This window comes from Cellulosimicrobium sp. Marseille-Q8652, from assembly GCF_965112045.1.
Window position 1 is genome coordinate 275,671 of the sequence record NZ_CBCOPS010000002.1, and the last position, 14,146, is coordinate 289,816.

The 14,146-nt window shown below is 74.8% G+C and carries 16 protein-coding genes; 9 read left to right on the top strand and 7 right to left on the bottom strand.

Annotated elements, in window-relative coordinates:
• Positions 1–18: 18 nt before the first annotated feature.
• The gene (locus ACWPWV_RS11230; protein ID WP_454043075.1) at positions 19–399 is read left to right on the top strand and encodes a SelT/SelW/SelH family protein; all 381 of its coding nucleotides are present in this window, start codon (positions 19–21) and stop codon (positions 397–399) included.
• Positions 400–454: 55 nt separating this feature from the next.
• On the opposite strand, the gene ACWPWV_RS11235 is transcribed toward ACWPWV_RS11230, so the two are convergent.
• Complete coding sequence (locus tag ACWPWV_RS11235) at positions 455–835, bottom strand: DUF5997 family protein (protein ID WP_454043076.1); 381 nt, start codon at positions 833–835, stop codon at positions 455–457.
• 106 nt (positions 836–941) lie between these two features.
• On the opposite strand from ACWPWV_RS11235, the gene ACWPWV_RS11240 reads away from it, so the two are divergent.
• The 4 genes from ACWPWV_RS11240 (at position 942) to ACWPWV_RS11255 (ending at position 4,166) form a co-directional block, all read left to right on the top strand.
• Positions 942–1,919: a LysR substrate-binding domain-containing protein gene (locus ACWPWV_RS11240; RefSeq protein ID WP_454043077.1), complete on the top strand. Its 978-nt coding sequence runs from the start codon at positions 942–944 to the stop codon at positions 1,917–1,919.
• Positions 1,920–2,099: 180 nt separating this feature from the next.
• Positions 2,100–2,549: an ArsR/SmtB family transcription factor gene (locus ACWPWV_RS11245; RefSeq protein ID WP_454043078.1), complete on the top strand. Its 450-nt coding sequence runs from the start codon at positions 2,100–2,102 to the stop codon at positions 2,547–2,549.
• The gene (locus ACWPWV_RS11250) at positions 2,546–3,196 is read left to right on the top strand and encodes an SRPBCC family protein (RefSeq protein WP_454043079.1); all 651 of its coding nucleotides are present in this window, start codon (positions 2,546–2,548) and stop codon (positions 3,194–3,196) included. Before ACWPWV_RS11245 ends, ACWPWV_RS11250 begins: the two co-directional genes overlap by 4 nt.
• 139 nt (positions 3,197–3,335) lie before the next feature.
• Entirely contained in the window at positions 3,336–4,166 is an 831-nt protein-coding gene (locus ACWPWV_RS11255) for a phosphatase PAP2 family protein (RefSeq protein ID WP_454043080.1), read from the top strand.
• 57 nt (positions 4,167–4,223) lie between these two features.
• Here the strand turns inward: ACWPWV_RS11255 and ACWPWV_RS11260 are convergent, their stop codons facing one another.
• Complete coding sequence (locus ACWPWV_RS11260) at positions 4,224–5,051, bottom strand: CPBP family glutamic-type intramembrane protease (protein ID WP_454044521.1); 828 nt, start codon at positions 5,049–5,051, stop codon at positions 4,224–4,226.
• A 128-nt stretch (positions 5,052–5,179) separates the two neighbouring features.
• Between ACWPWV_RS11260 and ACWPWV_RS11265 the strand changes: the two genes are divergently transcribed.
• Positions 5,180–6,001, top strand: a complete 822-nt coding sequence (locus ACWPWV_RS11265) for a metallophosphoesterase family protein (protein WP_454043081.1) — start codon at positions 5,180–5,182, stop codon at positions 5,999–6,001.
• Here the strand turns inward: ACWPWV_RS11265 and ACWPWV_RS11270 are convergent.
• The 3 genes from ACWPWV_RS11270 to ACWPWV_RS11280 form a co-directional block, all read right to left on the bottom strand.
• A complete protein-coding gene (locus ACWPWV_RS11270) occupies positions 5,986–6,825 on the bottom strand; it encodes an aldo/keto reductase (protein WP_454043082.1) in 840 nt (279 codons plus the stop codon). The two genes, ACWPWV_RS11265 and ACWPWV_RS11270, sit on opposite strands and share 16 nt — an antisense overlap.
• Before the next feature lie 94 nt (positions 6,826–6,919).
• A complete protein-coding gene (msrA, locus tag ACWPWV_RS11275) occupies positions 6,920–7,594 on the bottom strand; it encodes a peptide-methionine (S)-S-oxide reductase MsrA (RefSeq protein WP_454043083.1) in 675 nt (224 codons plus the stop codon).
• Positions 7,595–7,706: 112 nt separating this feature from the next.
• Positions 7,707–8,501 (bottom strand): SDR family NAD(P)-dependent oxidoreductase, encoded by a 795-nt coding sequence (locus ACWPWV_RS11280; protein ID WP_454043084.1) that lies wholly within the window; start codon positions 8,499–8,501, stop codon positions 7,707–7,709.
• A gap of 148 nt (positions 8,502–8,649) precedes the next feature.
• Here ACWPWV_RS11280 and ACWPWV_RS11285 point away from each other — a divergent pair, with 148 nt between their 5' ends.
• From ACWPWV_RS11285 to ilvA, 3 genes are all read left to right on the top strand, one after another.
• Positions 8,650–9,909 carry a cystathionine gamma-synthase gene (locus ACWPWV_RS11285; RefSeq protein ID WP_454043085.1) on the top strand — a complete coding sequence of 420 codons (1,260 nt, stop codon included), beginning with the start codon at positions 8,650–8,652 and terminating at the stop codon, positions 9,907–9,909.
• Between the two features lie 82 nt (positions 9,910–9,991).
• Positions 9,992–11,302, top strand: coding sequence for an AI-2E family transporter (locus ACWPWV_RS11290; protein WP_454043086.1), 1,311 nt, complete (start codon positions 9,992–9,994; stop codon positions 11,300–11,302).
• Positions 11,299–12,621, top strand: coding sequence for a threonine ammonia-lyase (gene ilvA / locus ACWPWV_RS11295; RefSeq protein ID WP_454043087.1), 1,323 nt, complete (start codon positions 11,299–11,301; stop codon positions 12,619–12,621). The genes ACWPWV_RS11290 and ilvA overlap by 4 nt, the downstream gene beginning before the upstream one ends.
• 103 nt (positions 12,622–12,724) lie before the next feature.
• Here ilvA and greA read toward each other — a convergent pair whose 3' ends face one another.
• Both greA and ACWPWV_RS11305 read right to left on the bottom strand, forming a co-directional pair.
• Positions 12,725–13,207, bottom strand: a complete 483-nt coding sequence (gene greA / locus ACWPWV_RS11300; protein ID WP_454043088.1) for a transcription elongation factor GreA — start codon at positions 13,205–13,207, stop codon at positions 12,725–12,727.
• Positions 13,208–13,480: 273 nt separating this feature from the next.
• A complete protein-coding gene (locus ACWPWV_RS11305; protein WP_454043089.1) occupies positions 13,481–13,915 on the bottom strand; it encodes a DUF4307 domain-containing protein in 435 nt (144 codons plus the stop codon).
• Positions 13,916–14,146: the final 231 nt, after the last annotated feature.

Below are 14,146 nucleotides of genomic sequence, written 5' to 3' on the forward strand. Positions count from 1 at the left end.
GACCCTAGGCTGAGCCGCATGACGGACGACGCCGCGCAGCCTCTGCCCACCGGGGACCCCGAGGACGCGAAGGGCGCACCGGCCACCGTCGTGCAGCGCGGGACGGCGCGCGTCGCGGTCGAGTACTGCACGCAGTGCCGGTGGCTGCTCCGCGCCGCGTGGGTCGCGCAGGAGCTCCTGCAGACGTTCCGGACCCGGCTCGGCGAGGTCGCGCTCGTGCCCGGGACCGACGGCGTGTTCCGCGTCACGCTCGACGCCGGGGACGGGCCGGTGCTGCTGTGGGACCGGAAGGTCGACGGCGGGTTCCCGGAGGTGCCCGACCTCAAGCGCCGCGTCCGGGACGCCGTGGCCCCCGACCTGTCGCTCGGGCACACGGACCGCGCCGCCGGGAGCGCGTGACGTCGTAGCGCCCGCCCCCGGGGACCGGGCTCACCGGGCTCGGTGACGAGCCGGCTCAGGCCTTGCGGGACTGCTGCGCGGCGAGACGCTCCTCCTCGGCGCGCACCTTCTTGAGGACCTCGCGCTCCTGGGCGAGCCACGCGGGCGGGTCCTGCCGCAGCTCGTCGATCTGCTCCGTGGTCAAGGGCTCCGTCAGCCCGCCGCGCGTCAGGCCGGAGATCGAGACGCCCAGACGACCGGCGACGACGGGCCGGGGGTGCGGGCCGTGGCGACGCAGGTCGGCGAGCCACTCCGGCGGGTTCTTCTCGAGCTCCTCGAGCTCGGCGCGCGTGATCTCCTTCGCCCGGAACTCCTCGGGCGTCGCGGGCAGGTACACCCCGAGCTTCTTGGCCGCCGTGGCGGGCTTCATCGACTGCGCGGAGTGCTTCGGGCTCATGGGCCCAGGGTATGTCCTCCGGGCGGGTCGGACGGTCCTGCCGGGCGCGCGGGCCGGGGACGGGCGCGGTCCGGTCGCGCTGCGCCGTCGGACCTAGGGTGGTCGGGTGGACGACGACACGGGCGCGAACCCCGAGGACGACATCGACGTGGCCCCCGACGGCGACGAGGGCGCGACCGCCGGTGACGAGACCGCGGACGAGCAGGGCGGACCCCGCTTCCGGCTCGCGTACGTCCCCGGGGCGACCCCGGCGAGGTGGGTGCGCACTTGGCGCGAGCGGCACCCCGACGTGCCGCTCGAGCTGGTCGCCGCCGAGGCCGCCGACGCCGAGCGCGTGCTGCGGGACCGCGAGGCCGACGCCGCGCTCCTGCGCCCGCCGGTCGACAAGGACGTGCTCGCGGCGATCCCGCTCTACGAGGAGACGCCCGTGGTCGTCGTCTCGCGCGACCACCTGCTCGCCGCGCTCGACCCCGACGAGGCCGTCGCTCTCGACGACCTCGCCGACGACGTCCTGCAGCGTCCCCTGGACGACGTCGTCCCGTGGGCGGGGGAGCCGGGGGCGGCGGACGGAGCCCCCGAGGCACCCGGCGTCGCGCCGGTCGAGCGCCCGGCGACCACGGCCGACGCCGTGGTCCTCGTCGCCGCCGGCGTGGGCGTCCTCGTCGTCCCGCAGTCGCTGGCGCGGCTGCACCACCGCAAGGACGTCGTGCACCGGCGGCTCGAGGGCGGGCCGGCCGCGCCCGTCGCGCTCGCCTGGCTCGTCGAGCGCGACGACGACCTCGTCGAGGAGATGGTGGGCATCGTCCGCGGCCGGACCGTCAACAGCTCGCGCGGCCGGTCCTCGGCGCCCGACGCCGCGGCGTCGGGCGAGCGCGAGGCACCCGCGCGCCGGGACGGCCGTGCCGGTGCGGGGAAGAGCGGTTCCGGCAAGGCCGCGCCCCGCAAGGGTGCGTCCGGTCGGGGCGGCGCCGGGAGGTCCGGCTCGGGCAAGGGTGGCTCGGGCAAGGGCGGCTCGGGCAAGGGTGGCTCGGGGAAGGGCGGCACCGGCACGCGGGGCGGGCGCGCTCGGGGCCGAGGCCGCTGAGCCCCGTCACGACGGCGAAGGGTGCGGCCGCGTCCGAGCGATGCGTCCGGGAGCGCATCGCTCGCGCGAGGACGCAGCACCGGATGCTCGCGTGCGACCGCAGCGCGGCCGGTCACCGTCATGACCGGGTCTCGATGATAGTGCTTGACTTATATAAGCCATCGCTTCCATAGTAGAGGGGTGGAAGCGTTCGACGTCCTGGGAGACCCCGTCCGCCGCCGCATCCTCGAGCACCTCGCCGAGGGTGAGCGGTCCGCGGGCGAGGTCGTCGCGCTCGTGGGGGAGGAGTTCTCCATCAGCCAGCCGGCCGTCTCCCAGCACCTTCGGGTGCTGCGCACGAGCGGTTTCGCGACCGTGCGGGCCGAAGGGACGCGACGCCTCTACACGCTCGACCCCGCCCCGCTCGGGGACGTCGAGGACTGGGCGGCCGGCCTCCGGCGGTTCTGGGAGCAGCGGCTCGACGCCCTCGGCACCGAGCTCGCACGGGGTGCTCGGGAGCGGCGGCTCGCCACCGACCCCGCGGCCGCCCCGCGCCAGGACGCCTCCACGGCCCGTGGGGCGCGGGAGCCGTCGACAGCGGAGGACACGCACGACACGCACGACACCGACACCACCTGGAGGGCAGGATGAAAGACCTCATCGCCGAGCTCGAGACCGTGCGGCGCAGCGTCGGGCGCGGGACGCTCCCCGCGGGGGAGGCGCGCGTCGTCACCCTCTCGCGGTCGTACCCCGCGCCCGTCGACGACGTCTGGGACGCCGTGACCAACCCCGAGCGCATCCCGCGCTGGTTCCTGCCCGTCAGCGGCGACCTGCGCGCCGGGGGCACGTACCAGACGGAGGGCAACGCGGGCGGGGAGATCCGCGTGTGCGACGCGCCGCGCCACCTGCAGCTCACGTGGGGCATCGGCCCGGCGACGGAGGAGGACTCCTCGATCGTCGACGTCCGCCTCGAGCCGGTCGACGACGGGACGCGGCTTACGCTCGAGCACACCGCCGTGGCCCCGCCCGAGATGTGGGACCAGTTCGGCCCCGGAGCCGTCGGTGTGGGGTGGGACGGTGCGCTCCTCGGGCTCTCGCTGCACGTCGCCGGGGTCGAGGGGCAGATCGACCCCGAGACCCTCGCGACGGACCCTGCGGTCCGGGCGTTCAACACCGCGAGCAGCGAGGCGTGGGGTGCCGCGCTCGCCGCCTCGGACGGCCTCGACGAGGAGACCGTCGCGGCGCGCGTCGCCGCGACCACCGCGTTCTACGTCCCCCCGCTCGACCCGGCGCAGTAGACGCCTCCGCGGGGTCGTCCTCAGGAGCGGCACCGAGGACGGCCTCGCGCCCGGGTGCGACCTGGGTCGTGCGGCGGCACGGGTGGCGTCCGACCGAGGTCTGATGTTCACCCGCTGTTCACCTGCCTACCCTCGACCGGTGAACGTGTCCGACTCGTCCTGTCCCGCACCTCTCCTCGACCAGCCCCACGAGAGACCGCTCGACAGGGTCCTCCACGAGGGAGACGCACCGTCCGACGGCAGCGCCGCCCCCCGGGTCCGGGGAGCGACCCGGGCGGTCGCGTGGCTGACCGGTGCCGCGCTCGTGGTGGTCGTGGCGCTGCTGCTGCGCGGCCCGAGCGAGCTGCTGTACGTCGCGGTCACCGCGCGCACGGGAGACCTGTCGTGGACCGGGGTCGTCGCCGAGGGCGGCGTGCTCGTGCTCCTCGCGCTCTGCGCCGTCGTCGCGCTGCGCGCGCGGCACGACGGTCACGTCGCCGTGGCGACCACGCTCGCCGCCGGCGTGGGGTCCGTCCTCGCCTACGGGACGAGCGAGCTCGTGAAGTCCGTCGTGCGCCAGCCGCGGGGGTGCTGGGAGTTCGTCGAGGTCGCGCACTGCCCGCCCGCGGGGGACTGGTCGTTCCCCAGCAACCACACGACGATCGCCTTCGCCCTCGCGACGGCCGTCGTCGTCGCGGGCGCGCCGGCGGTGCGCCTCCTCGGCGGCCGGGCACCGCGCCACGCGGTCGTCGCGCGACCGGTCGACGTCGCGCTGTGGGTCGTGCTGCCCGTCGTCCTCGCCGTCGTCGTGGCCGGTGCACGGGTCGTCCAGGGCGCGCACTACCCGCACGACGTGGTCGCGGGCGCCGCCCTCGGTGTGGGCGTCGTGGTCGCGACGACGCTCGTGCTGGCAGGTCCCGCGACGACCGGCGTGCACGCGGCGTGCCGGTCGGACGCCGTCCGGCGCGTCCTGCTCGCGCGACCGTCCTGACGGGACGTCGGCGTGGGCAGGGCGTGAGGAGGGCGTCGGAGGGGCGTCCGCCGGCCGTCAGCGCGGCGCGGTGACGAACACGTCGAAGAGCTCGGGGTGGTGGGCGTGCACGAGCACGGCGAACACCACGAGGTCGAACAGGAGGTGCACGGCGACGACGTACGTGAACGACTTGCTCCAGGAGAAGATCCAGCCCTGCACGAGCGCGAAGGGGATGGTCAGGAGCGGTCCCCACTCGCGGTAGCCGAGCTCCCACAGGAACGAGACGAACACCGCCGCCTGGAGCAGGTTCGCCGTCCACAGCCCGAAGTGCTTGCGCAGGAGGGCGAAGACGACGCAGATGAAGAACAGCTCGTCCCAGATCCCGACGGCGTTCACGCCGACGAACAACCGCGCGATCTCGGCCCCGCCCGTCACCTCCGGCCAGTTCCGGTAGGCCCCCGAGCCGATGAAGTAGAACGGCAGGATCAGGTAGCCGGCCACGACGACCACCGCGAGGTACACGATCTGCCCGCGCGACCAGCGGCGGCCCGTCGCGACGGGGAACGTGATCGTCCGGTCGTGGAACGCGAACCGCGACAGCGCCCACGGCACGAGCACGGCGAGCGACAGCGCGACGGTGAACCGCGCCATGCCCGCGTCCGACAGGTCGGCCTCGAGCGAGATCGTCGAGATGATGCCCAGACCCACGCCGATCAGGGCGAGGTCGCGGCCGAGGACGCGGTCCACGGCCCAGCCGAGCGCGATGCCCAGCACGAGCGGGAGGTAGCCGAGCGGGCGCACGTGCACGGCGAAGAGCAGCACCGCGGACAGGGACACGAGCGCGGCGGCGAGCAGGCGCGCCGGTGAGCCGACCGCCCAGGGCGGCAGGACGGCGTCGGGCACGACGACGGACGGGCCGGGGGGAGACGTCACGTGCACACGGTGCCATGCCGGCGCGGCCGGAGCGCGCCACGACCGGGTCGTGGCGCGACCGCGAGCGACAGAGGACCGTCCCGTGCGACCGTGGGGCGATGACCGCTCCCCCCGTCGAGGCCGGCGTCGTGGCCGTCCTGTCCGACGTCCACGGTGTGCTCCCCGTGCTCGACGCCGTGCTCGCGGAGCCCGACGTGCGCGCGGCCGACCTCGTGGTCGTCACCGGGGACCACGCCGCGGGCCCGCAGCCTGTCGAGGTGCTCGACCGCCTCACGTCGCTCGCCGACCGCGTGCTGCTCGTGCGCGGCAACGCGGACCGCGAGCTCGTCTCCTGGGCGCGCGACGGCGCGGGCGAGGTGCCCGACCCGGTCGTGCCCTGGGCCGCGGCGCGGCTCCGGCCCGACCAGGTCGAGCTGCTCGCGGGCCTGCCGCACCCCGTCGAGATCGAGGTGCGCGGGTTCGGCCGCGTCGTGTGCTGCCACGGGACGCCGCGCGACGACGAGGAGGTCGTGCTCGTCGACTCGTCGCTCGAGCGCTGGGCCGACGTCCTCGGCGGCCTCGACCCCGCGGTCCGCACGGTGCTCTGCGGGCACACGCACATGCCGTTCGTGCGGCTCGTGGACCGGCGGCTCGTCGTGAACCCGGGCAGCGTCGGGATGCCGTACGGGCGCCCCGGCGGCGCGTGGGCCCTCCTCCGCGACGGCCAGGTGTCGCTGCGGCACACGGAGGTCGACGTCGACGCGGCGGTCGCCGCCGTCGTCGCGGGCAGCGACTACCCGGACGTGCGGGAGTGGGCCGAGTACTTCGTGCGGTCGGCCGCGAGCGACGCCGAGGCGCTGCGGGTCTTCGGGCCGCGCGACGGCCGCGGGCCGGCCGGACGAGGGCCCGCCCCCGAGAGCCAGGGTCAGAGCTCCTCGTAGACCGCGGGGTCCTGGTCGTTCGTCCGACCGTCGACGCGCGCGAGGCCCGTGAGGGCGTTCATCTCGTGCGTCGACAGCTCGAACGAGAAGACGTCGAGGTTCTCACGCTGCCGCTCGGGCGACGACGCCTTGGGGATCGGCACGACGCCCAGCTGGACGTGCCAGCGCAGGACGGCCTGCACCGGGGAGACCCCGTGGGCCGCCGCGACCGCGGTGACGACAGGGTCGGAGAGGAGCTCGCCCGCCCGCCCGATCGGGCTCCACGCCTCCGTGACGACACCCCGCTCGGCGTCGGCGTGGCGCTGGTCGTGCTGCGGGAAGTAGGGGTGCAGCTCGACCTGGTTCACGACGGGCGTCACCCCCGTCGCCGCGATGACCGTGTCCAGGTGGTCGGGCAGGAAGTTGGAGACGCCGACATGACGGACCAGCCCGCGCTCGCGGCATGCGACGAGCGCCTCGTACGCCTCGACGTAGCGTCCGACGCCGGGGTTCGGCCAGTGGACCAGGTAGAGGTCGAGGTGGTCGAGACCGGTGCGGAGCAGCGACTCCTCGACGGTGCGGACGGCGTCGTCGTAGGCGTGGTACCGCCCCGGCAGCTTCGACGTCACGAGCACCTCCTCGCGCGGCACCGACGAGTGCCGCACCGCGGCCCCCACGGCGCCCTCGTTCTCGTAGCCGAACGCCGAGTCGATGAGCCGGTACCCCGCCTCGATGGCCTGCAGGATCGTCTCCGACCCACCGTTCCCTCGCAGCGAGTACGTGCCGAAGCCGATCGAGGGGAGGGTCGTGCCGTCGTGGGCCGTGCGCAGGGCGAGGGAGGTCATGTCCCCATCTAGTCACGGGTCCAGGGGCCTGGCACGTCGCCGGTGGAAGCCGCCCCCGGGTCCGTGCGGACCGGGGGCGGCTGCCCGCCCGGGACTACGCGGCGTCGGGGAACGGGACGCCCGTCGTCGCATGGCAGCGGTAGCCGTTCGGGTTCTTGTCGAGGTACTGCTGGTGGTAGTCCTCGGCGTAGTAGAACGGGCCCGCCTCGGACGCGGGGCGCCTCTCGGTGGTGATCGGGTCGTAGCCCTTCGCCTCGAGGACCTTCCCGTAGCGCTCGGCCGTCTCGCGGACCGCCGCCTCCTGCTCGGGCGTCGTCCAGTACACCGCGGACCGGTACTGGGTGCCGACGTCGTTGCCCTGGCGGTAACCCTGCGTCGGGTCGTGGCGCTCCCAGAAGATCTTGAGGAGCTCCTCCTCGGAGACCTTCGCCGGGTCGTACGCCACGAGCGCCGTCTCGGTGTGGCCCGTGCGGGCGCTGCACGCCTCCTCGTAGGTGGGGTTCGGCGTCGTGCCGCCCATGTACCCGACGGCGGTGCTCACCACGCCCGGCACCTGCCAGTAGATCTCCTCGGCGCCCCAGAAGCAGCCCATCGCGAGGTAGAGCACGCGCGTGCCCTCGGGCCAGGGGCCGGTGATCGACGTGCCGAGCACCGTGTGCGGGCGCGGGGCCTGCAGGACGGGGGACTGACGCCCGGGGAGCGTGTCCTCCGGGGCGACCATCGTCGTCTTGCCGGACGAGCCGAAGATCGCGTCGAAGATCGAGTTCATCGCTTACCTCCTGAAGAGCCGGGACGACCGGGGCGCTGGCCCACGACGCATCGTCCTGGCACGGGGTAGAACGCGGCGCGGCCGGAGAGTGTTCCGGCCGGCTGCGGGCGGCTCACGGGACGATCGCGTCGATGTAGCCGCCGTCCACGCGCACGGCCGCGCCCGTCGTCGCGGACGCGAGCGGCGACGCGAGGTACGCGACCATGTGCGCGATCTCCTCGGGCTCGATGAGGCGCTGGAGCAGGGACTGCGGCCGGTGCTCGCGCATGAACACGCGCTGCGCCTCGTCCCACGGCAGGTCGTCGCCGACGAGGCTCCGGGCGAACGTCTCGACCCCACCCGTGCGCGTCGGCCCGGCGAGGACGCTGTTCACCGTCACGCCCGTGCCCGCCGCGGCCTTCGCGAAGCCGCGCGAGACGCCGAGCAGGGCCGTCTTCGTCACGCCGTAGTGGATCATCTCCGCCGGGATCACGACCGCCGAGTCGCTCCCGATGAACTGCACGCGACCCCAGCCCTGGTCGATCATCCCGGGCAGGTAGGCGCGCGTCAGGCGCACGCCCGCCAGGACGTTCACCTCGAGGAAGCGGCGCCACGTGTCGTCGTCGATCTCCAGCGGGTCCGCGCTCTCGAAGATGCCGAGGTTGTTGACGAGCACGTCGACGCGCGGCACCGCCTCGAGCATCGCCGCGGTGCCCTCGTCGGTCGCGAGGTCCGCCGCGACGCCGAGCACGTGCGCGCCCGGCACGTGCTCGCGCACGTCGTCCGCGGCGCGCTCCGACGTCTCCGGCGACCGCCCGTTCACCACGACGCTCGCGCCGCACCCTGCGAGGGTCCGGGCGATCGCCAGCCCGATGCCCTGCGCCGAGCCGGTGACGAGCGCCGTCCTGCCGTCGAGGTCGATCCTCATCCGTGCCTCCGTCCGGGTCGCGGGCACGACCGGCTCGCGGACCGCGCCCTCGCCCCCCACCGTGCCGCGCGCCGTCGGGGACCGCCACCGCGGACGCGCGGACCTCGCCCCCGCGAGCCGTCGGGGCGGGCGACCGTAGGCTGGGACGGTGAGCACCTCGAGCGAGCACCCCGACTGGACCACGACCGGCTTCTCCACCCGCGCCATCCACGCGGGCCAGGACCCCGACGCGACGACGGGCGCCGTCGTCCCGCCCATCCACCAGGTCTCGACGTACAAGCAGGACGGGGTCGGCGGCCTGCGCGGCGGGTACGAGTACTCGCGCTCGGCGAACCCGACGCGCACCGCGCTCGAGGAGGCGCTCGCGGCCGCGGAGTCCGGCGGCCTGCGCCCGACGGCGGACGGGTCGCCCGTCGCGCGGGGGTTCGCCTTCGCCTCGGGTCTCGCCGCGGAGGACACGCTGCTGCGCGCCGTGCTGCGCCCGGGCGACCACGTGGTGTTCCCCGGCGACGCGTACGGCGGCACGTACCGGCTCGTCCACCGGGTGTTCGGCCCGTGGGGGATCGAGCACACGCCGGTCGACATGACAGGGGACGTCGAGGCGGTGCGGGACGCCGTGCGCGCCGCGGTGCGGCCCGGGGCGACGAAGGTCGTCTGGGTCGAGACGCCGACGAACCCGCTCCTCGGGATCTCGGACGTCCGTGAGCTGGCCGGGCTCGCGCACGACGCGGGCGCCCTGCTCGTCGTGGACAACACGTTCGCGACCCCGTACCTGCAGCAGCCGCTCGCGCTCGGCGCAGACGTCGTCGTCCACTCGACGACGAAGTACGTCGGCGGCCACTCGGACGTCGTCGGGGGCGCGCTCGTCGTCGCCGCGGAGGCCCGGCTGCCGGGCGGGCTCGCGTCGCCGGCGGGCGGGACGGACGTGGCGGGGGCGGTGGGCTTCCACCAGAACGCGTCGGGCGCCGTCGCGGGACCGTTCGACGCGTGGCTCACGCTGCGCGGGCTCAAGACGCTCGCGGTGCGCATGGACCGGCACCAGGCCAACGCGGCCGCCGTCGCGGCGTTCCTCGAGCAGCACCCCGCGGTGACCCAGGTGATCTACCCGGGGCTCGCGTCGCACCCCGGCCACGAGGTCGCGGCCCGCCAGATGAGCGGGTTCGGCGGCATGGTGTCGTTCCGCGTGGGCACCGAGGCGAAGGCGGTCGACGTGTGCGGGCGCACGCAGGTGTTCACGCTCGCGGAGTCGCTGGGCGGCGTCGAGTCGCTCGTCGAGCACCCCGGGCGCATGACCCACGGGTCGGTCGCGGGCACGGCGCTCGAGGTGCCGGACGACCTCGTGCGCCTCTCCGTCGGCATCGAGGACGTCGAGGACCTGCTCGCCGACCTCGACCGCGCGCTCTCCTGACACGTCCCGCCGAACGAGGCAGATCCGGCGGACGCGCGGTGCGGGCACGCGCGAGCGGTGCCCGCTCGCCTAGGGTTGCGCTGTGAGCGCGCAGACCGACCGGCCGGACCAGCACGACCAGACCGCAGACCCCTCCCCGCTCCCACCGGGCCGACCCGGTGCGGCGGCGGTGCCGGACTCGGTGCGCGCAGCCGCCGCCTGGTCGTGGCGGCTCCTGCTCATCGGCGCGCTCGTCGCGGCGACGCTCTGGGTGGTCACACAGCTCAAGGTGATCGTCGTGCCGATCGCCGTCGCCCTCCTGCTCACGGTGCTGCTCACGCCCGTGCAGCGGTTCTGCCAGCGGCGTCTCGGCATGTCGCGCGGGCTCGCGTCCGGGGTCGCGCTCCTCGGGCTGCTGCTCGTCGTCGCGGGGCTCGTCACGCTCGCCGGGCAGCAGATCGTCAGCGGGTTCCAGGAGCTGCGCGACCAGGCGGTCGAGGGCTTCCAGCAGTTCACGGCCTGGCTCGCCGACGGCCCGCTGAAGCTCGACTCGGTGACGCTCGACTCCTACCTCGACCAGGCGCAGTCCGCCCTCTCCGAGAACCAGAGCAGCATCGTGTCCGGCGCCCTGGGCGCCGCCACCACGGTCGGCCACGTGCTCGCGGGCGCGCTCATCGCCCTGTTCTGCACCTTCTTCTTCCTGCTCGACGGCCGGACGATCTGGTCGTGGGCCGTCGGGCTCCTCCCGCTCCGGTCCCGCGACCGGGTCCACCAGGCGGGGCGCCGGGGCATCATCACGCTGTCCGCCTACACCCGGACCCAGATCCTCGTGGCGGCCGTCGACGCCGTCGGCATCGGCATCGGTGCGGCCTTCTTCGTGCCGTCCCTCGCGCTGCCGCTGGCCATCCTCGTGTTCGTCGGCTCGTTCATCCCCATCGTCGGTGCGATCGTCACCGGCTCGATCGCGGTGCTCGTCGTCCTCGTGGCGCAGGGCTGGCCGCAGGCGCTCATCATGCTCGCGATCGTCCTGCTCGTGCAGCAGATCGAGGGTCACATCCTCCAGCCCTTCCTCATGGGCCACGCGGTCTCGCTGCACCCGGTCGCGGTGCTGCTCGTCGTCGCGGCCGGCAGCTTCGCCGCCGGCATCGTCGGTGCGCTGTTCGCGGTGCCGATCGCCGCCGTCCTCAACACCGTGGTGCTCTACCTGCACGGGCACGACAAGTTCCCCGAGCTCGGGACCGACGACCGCGTCGTCGTCCGGGGCAGCCCGCAGCCACCGGTCGTCACGCGTGCGGAGGCGGACCTCGACGAGCCCACCAGGCGCCGGTGGGCCGGACGTCGTCGCGGTGGGCCGGCCCAGGAGGACTCGCCCGTCGCGAGCACCGAGGACGCCGGCGACGGCCCGTCCGCATGAGCGGTCCCGACCACGTCACGCTCGACGACGTCCGGGACGCCGCCCGCCTGCTCGACGGCGTCGCGACGGTCACGCCGGTGCAGACGTCGCGCGCGATCAGCGAGGCCGCGGGCGTCCGGGTCCTGCTCAAGTGCGAGAACCTGCAGCGCGCCGGGTCGTTCAAGGTGCGCGGCGCGTACGTGCGCATGGCGCGCCTGACCGCGGACGAGAAGGCACGCGGCGTCGTCGCCGCGAGCGCGGGCAACCACGCGCAGGGCGTCGCGTTCGCCGCCGGCCTGCTGGGCATCCGGGCCGTCGTGTACATGCCCGTGGACGCCGCGCTGCCCAAGGTCGCCGCGACGCGTCAGTACGGGGCCGAGGTCCGGCTCGTGGGCGAGGACGTCGACGCGACGCTCGCCGCGGCGAGGGACGAGGCCGGGCGCACGGGCGCGGTGCTCATCCACCCCTTCGACCACGCCGACGTCGTCGCCGGCCAGGGCACCATCGCGCTCGAGATCCTCGAGCAGGTCCCGGACGTGCGGACCGTCGTCGCGCCGCTCGGCGGGGGAGGGCTCGTGGCGGGGCTCGCGGCGACGCTCGCGGAGGCCGCCCCCCACGTGCGGGTCGTCGGCGTGCAGGCCGCCCGGGCCGCGGCCTACCCCGCGTCGCTCGCCGCGGGAGAGCCGACGACGGCACGCGTCGCCGCGACGATGGCCGACGGCATCGCGGTCGGCACGCCGGGTGCCGTGCCGTTCGAGCTCCTCGCCCGGCACGGCGTCGAGGTGCGGACCGTCACCGAGGAGGAGATCTCCCGGTCCCTGCTCATGGTCGCCGAGCGCGCCAAGCTCCTCGTCGAGCCGGCCGGCGCGGCCGGGGTCGCGGCGCTGCTCGCGGCGTCGCGCGCGCTCGACGTCGCCGACCCCTCGGCGGGGACCGCGCCGCTCGAGGGACCGGTCGTCGTCGTCCTCTCGGGCGGCAACGTCGACCCCCTCGTCCTGCTGCGGGTCGTGCGCCACGGCCTCGCCGCGGCGGGCCGCTACATCCAGCTCCAGGTGCTCCTCGACGACCGGCCGGGCGCGCTCGCGGGCCTCCTCGAGGTCGTCTCCGCGGTGCGCGGCAACGTCATGCACATCGACCACGACCGCACCGACGTCGGCCTCGCGATCGGCGAGGCCTGGGTGCGCATGCAGGTCGAGACGAAGGGTCCTGAGCACTGCGACGAGTTCGTCGCGCGGCTGCGCGCGAGGGCTACCGCGTCGAGCGGTCGGAGCGGTCGTCGCCCGCCTGACGTGCCGCCCGCCCGACCCGCCACCCGCCGACCCGCCACCCGCGGCGGCTGACGCCCGGCCGACCCGCGGCCGGCACCCTGCCGCTACGCCGACGGCCCGGCACCCGATGGGTGCCGGGCCGTCGTGGCAGGCGTGCGTCGTCGTGCGGGGGTCGTCAGCCCTCGAACGGCTTCGCGCCGGTGATCTTCACGGCGATCTCGTTGCCGTTGGGCGCGGTGTAGCTCGTCGCGTCCCCGACGGACTTGCCGTCGATCGCGGCACCGAGCGGCGACGTCGGCGAGTACACGTCGAGGTCCGTCGTGCCGGCGATCTCGCGCGAGCCGAGGAGGAAGACCATCTCGTCGCCCGCGACCTCGGCGGTCACGACCATGCCGGGCTCGACCTTGCCGTCGTCCGGCGGCGTGCCGATCTGCACGTTGCGCAGCTTCTCGGTGAGCTCGCGGATGCGGGCCTCGTTCTTGGCCTGCTCCTCGCGCGCGGCGTGGTAGCCGCCGTTCTCCTTGAGGTCGCCCTCGTCGCGCGCGGCGGCGATGCGCTCGGCGATCTCGGTGCGGCCCTCGCCGGACAGGTGGGCGAGCTCGGCCTGCAGCCTGTCGTGCGCCTCCTGGGTCAGCCAGGTGACGGTGGTGTTGGTCACGGTTCGCTCCTTCCTTTCCAAGTCGACGGCCGCACCCGGGCGGCCGTGCAGGTGCGGGCAGCCGAGGCGCGAGCTCTCGCGGTGCGCCTGCCTGCCCGGGTCGGTGACGCTGCCCGGGTGGCAGCGCATGTGGCTGGTCTTCCGCGCGGTGCTCCGGTGCCCGACGGCGGTCGTCCCGTCGGTCTCGACGGTCGCGGCTCGTCCGGGCGCAGTCCTGCGCAGGAATCCCTCAGGATAGCAAAGGGCACCCACCGGTCGGCGCGGACGAGGGCGTCAGTCCACGACGCGGCACGACTCGACCACGCCCGTCGTCGCCAGCTCGGACGTGGCGACGCTCACGGTCCAGCGGGACTCGAGCGTGTCCACCGGGCCGACGGTCACGTCGAGCGTGCCGACCTGCGCGTAGCTGTCCGCCATCGTGTCGACGGTGCACTCCGCGACGGTCCCGGGCTCCATGGAGACCTCGAACGTCACGTCGACGCGCTCGGAGTCCACGACGTCGAACCCGACGAGCTTGTGCCGCACCGGCTCGCTCGCGAACCGGATCCCGATGACGACGACGACCGCGAGCCCCACGGCGGCGAGCACCGCGACCGCCGCGATCGCGAGGCGTCGTCGCCGCGGCGTCGGCTCCGGCCCGTACCGTCCCGCGGGCGGCCGCGCGGGCGTGCCGGGAGCGGGCTGGGGGGCGGTGGTCTCGTTCGTCACGTCGCGTGTCCTGGTTCGGTGGCCCGCCCGTCCGCTGCCGTCGCGGTCGTCCTGGCTGCTGGTCTCGGCCGCTGCTCCGGTCGTGACTGTTCGTGGCGGTGGGCGGGGTGGGGGATCATGGTCCTCGACCATCTTCGCAGAGCCCGGCGGGTGCCGTGGCACGGCCGGGACCCGACCGTGGCGCGCCCTCGGGCGCCTGCGCGGAGACGCACGAGGTATCCCGGGAGGACC